This is a genomic window from Vibrio sp. 10N.237.312.B06, from assembly GCF_041464685.1.
GTDB classification, from domain to species: Bacteria; Pseudomonadota; Gammaproteobacteria; order Enterobacterales; family Vibrionaceae; genus Vibrio; species Vibrio tasmaniensis_A.
Map to the genome: position 1 here is coordinate 1 of NZ_JBFSPI010000161.1, position 4,101 is coordinate 4,101.

The following is a 4,101-nucleotide window of genomic DNA, read 5'->3' on the forward strand; positions in this document are numbered from 1 at the left end:
CGCTACCTTTTTTAGGGTTGCAAGGTTTCGCGTGAAAACGGGCTTTGCGTTTCTTCTTAGTATGAAGTTCGTCTGCGTCTTCACTTCGTGCAATCATGGCACAGATACGCATTAGGTCGGCTTTGTGCTCTTTGGCGCAATACACAAACGCATGGAGGTGAGGAGTTCCGTCTTTGTGGGGTTCGGCCACCCGTAGGCCAAACCAAGGTAAATCAATCTTGGCAAAGTGAGCACGGGCAAGTTTCCATTGCTCCATTAAATTCTGGTGCGCTTCTTTAACGGTGCAACCGTTCCACTTGGGCGAGTTACGGTGATACTTTGAGGGAAGTGTCCATGTGATAAAAACCCCTTCAAACCCCATATCAAGAGCTCGCTCTTCATCGCCACGACTGCGAACAACCAGTTCAACGCGTCGGTTCTCTAGATTTGCTGTAGTGCGTGAAGCCACTTCCGCAAGGTTGAACTCCTGCATGGTCTCATGGCTAATCACCACCATGTTTTGCATAAACGCTTCTGACTCGCGCATCTTTTGTTTGAAGTTAGACAAGGTTAGACGTGATACGTAGTGCGTTTGACCTTGCTTCTTACCGACATTACCAAGCGTCACTTGAGCGTGCTCAATGTATTGCTTGCGTAGACGCTTGAGTTTGCGCGTTAAATACTTCGGGTCGATACAACGACGGATAGCGCACTCTAAAATAATCTCTGCGTCTCGAATGGTGAGCTTTTTGCCTATATCACGGGTATCAGCGCTAGGTGGCTCAATGAACGCTTTTAGCATCACATCACGGATTTGTTCAAAGCCGTAGTGCAACGCCTCGTAGTAGTCCAGAGAGCTATCAGGAATGCCATCAATGCGCTTTTCAGTTTCGACAATGGCGATATCGTTAATGATATCGGCAAAGGCTACGGTCAGCTTAACGGCAAAGTCTTTGATTAGGTCGTCACTCATGAGAATGTCATGAGTCAGCTCTAAAGGCTTAGGCTCATAGCAGATATAACCAAAAGGGAATTTTTGGGTAAAGTGGTGGACGACGTTATCCACAAAGTTCACACGTTCGGTGATGAATAGGGCGAGATTGTGGTCGGTAGGATTGCTGCGCTTTTTACGTAGACCTAGTTTAAGTTCCAGATCTTGACGCATCATCACCGGCAGGTGCGCCGTGAGATTGGCGATATATTGCGTCAATGAAGGGTTACTATTTATTTTCTTAAATAAACTAAATTCAATCATTGCTTGGCCTTACCACTTAATGGCTTCCGTAGTGGGGCAAATTCCTAATGTGTGATGCTCTAGGAAGTCCTCTTTTGGACAGTGGTAGACGTCGTCAGTTGTAATATAAATAACAAAATCACCGATTTGAGGCTTAATGGCGTGATTGAAACGTAAGGATTTCAGACCCATAAAATTTAATATTGAAGTGCGTTTACCTATTTTTTTTATTTGCATGTCTTGAGTAATTTCAGCCGCATAGTGAACTGAATCGGTGGTTAGGTAGGGGTGAAAAACAATGTACATTCTTTATGCTCCTGATTTATTTGATGAGGGTGGTGTTAAGTTTGGTTGATGGAAGTGTTTTAGGTACTCATGGCTTAGCCCTATCTCTAATGACGCTGTGTATTCACGCCAATCTCTTTTGACTGTCTGGTAGTTAAGGTGAAACGCCATACCGCGATTGCGCCGGTAGAGGTATCTCAGTTTTATGAACTCAGTTAATTTCATCTTTTGCGTTGCTCACTGTTCCCCAAGGCTCGATGCAGCCTCGTTCTGTGCAGGTGTAATTCAAGGGGTTAGGCGTCGGTTTAACGCGCTTTTTAATGCCGTGCTTTTCTCTCAGCTTCGATATTAAGAAACGCGCTCTCTTAGTTTTTTCTGGGTCAAAGTCTTTGAGCCCTTCCATGTCGGGGCAGGGCTTGTGGATAGGGTCAGTGATAGGTAAGTCAACACTGGACACGGCCTCTTGGTAAGACACATTTCCCATGAGGATTACTCAGGTAAATCAGGCCACGGACTGCCTGAATTCATGATGCGATAAATATCCGCTTCATTCTCTTTGTCATTCAGAGAGTCGGCATAGAACCCCCAGTAACGCTTTACTCTTTCTGTTTTGCCGTCTAAGCCGGTATCGAGGCATTGAATGAACGCAAATCCGCGGCCGTGGGTTCGGGCAAAGTGGATCTGGCATTTTGGGTGATTGCTGTCATAGACAAGGTTGTTTTCGGTTTGGACTTTCATTGTGTTAACTCCTTGCAGGGTGCTTCGTTGAACAAGTACATCTTTGTGCAAGCGTCATCGATGGATTGGGCTAAGCGGTGTTCGCCGCTGGTTTCGGCGTAGACGCGCACTTCATGTAAACGCTCAAGAATCGATTCATGAATGAGCTCAGACTGCGCTTGAGACACCAAGCTTGATGGGGCGCTTTCTTTTAAGCAGTGCATATCTTGGTGGTACGCTTCCACCCAAAAACGGTAGAGGTGTTGAGTGACGTCGGCGTGAGTCATGAGCTTATCCTTGTACGACTATGCGCAAATCACCTTCAAGCGGGATGATGGCAAGATTGGTGGCCATGAAAGACGCAGGGTGACCGGCTCGGTCTTCCATTTCTGACACGGCGTGAGAGAAATTCGAGGAGTGCTCATTGGCTGGCACCACTTCCACCGGTAGGCATTTTTGGTTTGAGAAGATTTGGATGAGAGGAGTCATGATTTCTTCCTCAATATCGACAGTTTGAACTGTCCCGCTTCCATACGAGCCGCGAGTTCAACGAGGTCGACATACCGCTTTCCTGCATCGAGTTCTTTTTCCACTTCGGGTAAATCGGCGTTATCGAGACGATCGAGTACCTGTCTTTCACTCATTCCGTGAGAACGTGCAAATAAAGGCACAGACATGAATAACGCGGGCAGCATTGGCATGTGATATCCTCGTAGGTTTGATGGTTTTCGTGAAATACACGGAAATACCCTTTAAATTTAGTCTTGCAGTACATGGATTCGTGTAATGCATTTAGACTACACGATATTGTGTAAGGTTATCAATGGTAGATTTGGGAAAAAAATTAAAAGCGATACGGATTGCTGAAAGGTTGGGGCGTGAAGATATGTCACAACTCACTGATATTCCAAGAGGAACAATTAGAAATTATGAGCAAGGGGTAAATAAGCCTAACGTTGAAACTTTGACGAAGATCACTAACAACGAGTGCTTCAAAAAGTACACCTATTGGTTGATGACCGATGAAGTACTTCCTGAGTCGGGCCAGATTAGTCCCGACTTCTCTATACTATCAGAGCTCGGAATTGTCGAAAAAGTAACCAGCGACAAGAAACTTGCCTAACAGTTTGTTTGCTTAAATACTATCGATGGGGGAAGAATGATTTTAAAGAAGAATGCGAATTATTATTCAAGTCTGGCCCCTAATCAGGTGTTTGATAGTGAGCGAAAGGCCATGCAACTTGATAAGCGGTTGGCCTTAAAACTTGATCGGGAATGTGCAGGGAAAGACTTTCGAACGCTGGATGAATTGATCACGCTTTGGTATCGAATGCACGGTAAGACGCTACGCGATCACATTCGGCTGAGGAAGAGTCTTTATCGAATATCAGAGCGTTTAGGGAACCCCATTGCGAGCGATTTTACGAGTAAAGATTTTGCGCACTATCGAGAGCTGCGAAGTATTGAAGTGACAACGACCACGATCAACCGAGAGCATGCCTATCTCAGAGCAATGTTCAATGAATTAAGTCGGTTAGGGGTGATTGAGTTCGATAATCCGGTCACTCAAATTCGTCAATTCAAAGAGCGTGAAAAAGAGTTGAGGTATTTGGAGCATGATGAGATCGCAAGGTTATTGGATTCTTGTCAAACAGTCAGCAATCGGTCTTTGGTGTTTATCGTGAAAATTTGCTTAGCCACAGGGGCTAGGTGGGGAGAGGCGGAAAGCCTAAAGCCCTCACAAATCAAAAATAATCAGATCACGTTTTTGAATACCAAATCATCCAAGAATCGCACCGTGCCGATTAATAAAATGCTTTATGATGAACTAACCGCTCTTGAGTCTATCAGTGAAGAGAGGATGTTTTTAAACAGCTTATCGGCTT

The 4,101-nt window shown here is 45.1% G+C and carries 9 protein-coding genes; 2 read left to right on the top strand and 7 right to left on the bottom strand.

Translation table 11 applies throughout. The features are described 5' to 3' along the window. From AB6C75_RS22990 to AB6C75_RS23020, 7 genes are all read right to left on the bottom strand, one after another. A partial coding sequence (locus AB6C75_RS22990; protein ID WP_372109420.1) for a replication endonuclease occupies positions 1-1,234 on the bottom strand: 1,234 nt, incomplete at its 3' end. A gap of 9 nt (positions 1,235-1,243) precedes the next feature. Continuing rightward, on the bottom strand, positions 1,244-1,519 hold the full coding sequence (locus AB6C75_RS22995; RefSeq protein ID WP_102535530.1) for a hypothetical protein: 276 nt from the start codon (positions 1,517-1,519) through the stop codon (positions 1,244-1,246). Positions 1,520-1,709: 190 nt separating this feature from the next. Further along, entirely contained in the window at positions 1,710-1,982 is a 273-nt protein-coding gene (locus AB6C75_RS23000) for a hypothetical protein (RefSeq protein ID WP_102535529.1), read from the bottom strand. Between the two features lie 5 nt (positions 1,983-1,987). Beyond that, positions 1,988-2,236 carry a hypothetical protein gene (locus AB6C75_RS23005; protein WP_076648867.1) on the bottom strand — a complete coding sequence of 83 codons (249 nt, stop codon included), beginning with the start codon at positions 2,234-2,236 and terminating at the stop codon, positions 1,988-1,990. Then, positions 2,233-2,502, bottom strand: a complete 270-nt coding sequence (locus tag AB6C75_RS23010; RefSeq protein ID WP_102579833.1) for a hypothetical protein — start codon at positions 2,500-2,502, stop codon at positions 2,233-2,235. The genes AB6C75_RS23005 and AB6C75_RS23010 overlap by 4 nt, the downstream gene beginning before the upstream one ends. Before the next feature lie 4 nt (positions 2,503-2,506). Continuing rightward, positions 2,507-2,704: a hypothetical protein gene (locus AB6C75_RS23015; protein WP_102502830.1), complete on the bottom strand. Its 198-nt coding sequence runs from the start codon at positions 2,702-2,704 to the stop codon at positions 2,507-2,509. Further along, the gene (locus AB6C75_RS23020) at positions 2,701-2,916 is read right to left on the bottom strand and encodes a hypothetical protein (RefSeq protein ID WP_017084672.1); all 216 of its coding nucleotides are present in this window, start codon (positions 2,914-2,916) and stop codon (positions 2,701-2,703) included. Before AB6C75_RS23020 ends, AB6C75_RS23015 begins: the two co-directional genes overlap by 4 nt. Positions 2,917-3,038: 122 nt before the next feature. Between AB6C75_RS23020 and AB6C75_RS23025 the strand changes: the two genes are divergently transcribed. Continuing rightward, positions 3,039-3,338, top strand: coding sequence for a helix-turn-helix domain-containing protein (locus AB6C75_RS23025; RefSeq protein WP_132982803.1), 300 nt, complete (start codon positions 3,039-3,041; stop codon positions 3,336-3,338). Positions 3,339-3,374: 36 nt separating this feature from the next. After that, a partial coding sequence (locus tag AB6C75_RS23030; RefSeq protein WP_372109424.1) for a tyrosine-type recombinase/integrase occupies positions 3,375-4,101 on the top strand: 727 nt, incomplete at its 3' end.

Excerpts from the sequence above, each read along its gene's own strand:
- AB6C75_RS22995 (WP_102535530.1), bottom strand. The coding sequence starts at position 1,519 with ATGTACATTGTTTTTCACCCCTACCTAACCACCGATTCAGTTCACTAT.
- AB6C75_RS23000 (WP_102535529.1), bottom strand. The coding sequence starts at position 1,982 with ATGGGAAATGTGTCTTACCAAGAGGCCGTGTCCAGTGTTGACTTACCT.
- AB6C75_RS23005 (WP_076648867.1), bottom strand. The coding sequence starts at position 2,236 with ATGAAAGTCCAAACCGAAAACAACCTTGTCTATGACAGCAATCACCCA.
- AB6C75_RS23010 (WP_102579833.1), bottom strand. The coding sequence starts at position 2,502 with ATGACTCACGCCGACGTCACTCAACACCTCTACCGTTTTTGGGTGGAA.
- AB6C75_RS23015 (WP_102502830.1), bottom strand. The coding sequence starts at position 2,704 with ATGACTCCTCTCATCCAAATCTTCTCAAACCAAAAATGCCTACCGGTG.
- AB6C75_RS23020 (WP_017084672.1), bottom strand. The coding sequence starts at position 2,916 with ATGCCAATGCTGCCCGCGTTATTCATGTCTGTGCCTTTATTTGCACGT.
- AB6C75_RS23025 (WP_132982803.1), top strand. The coding sequence starts at position 3,039 with ATGGTAGATTTGGGAAAAAAATTAAAAGCGATACGGATTGCTGAAAGG.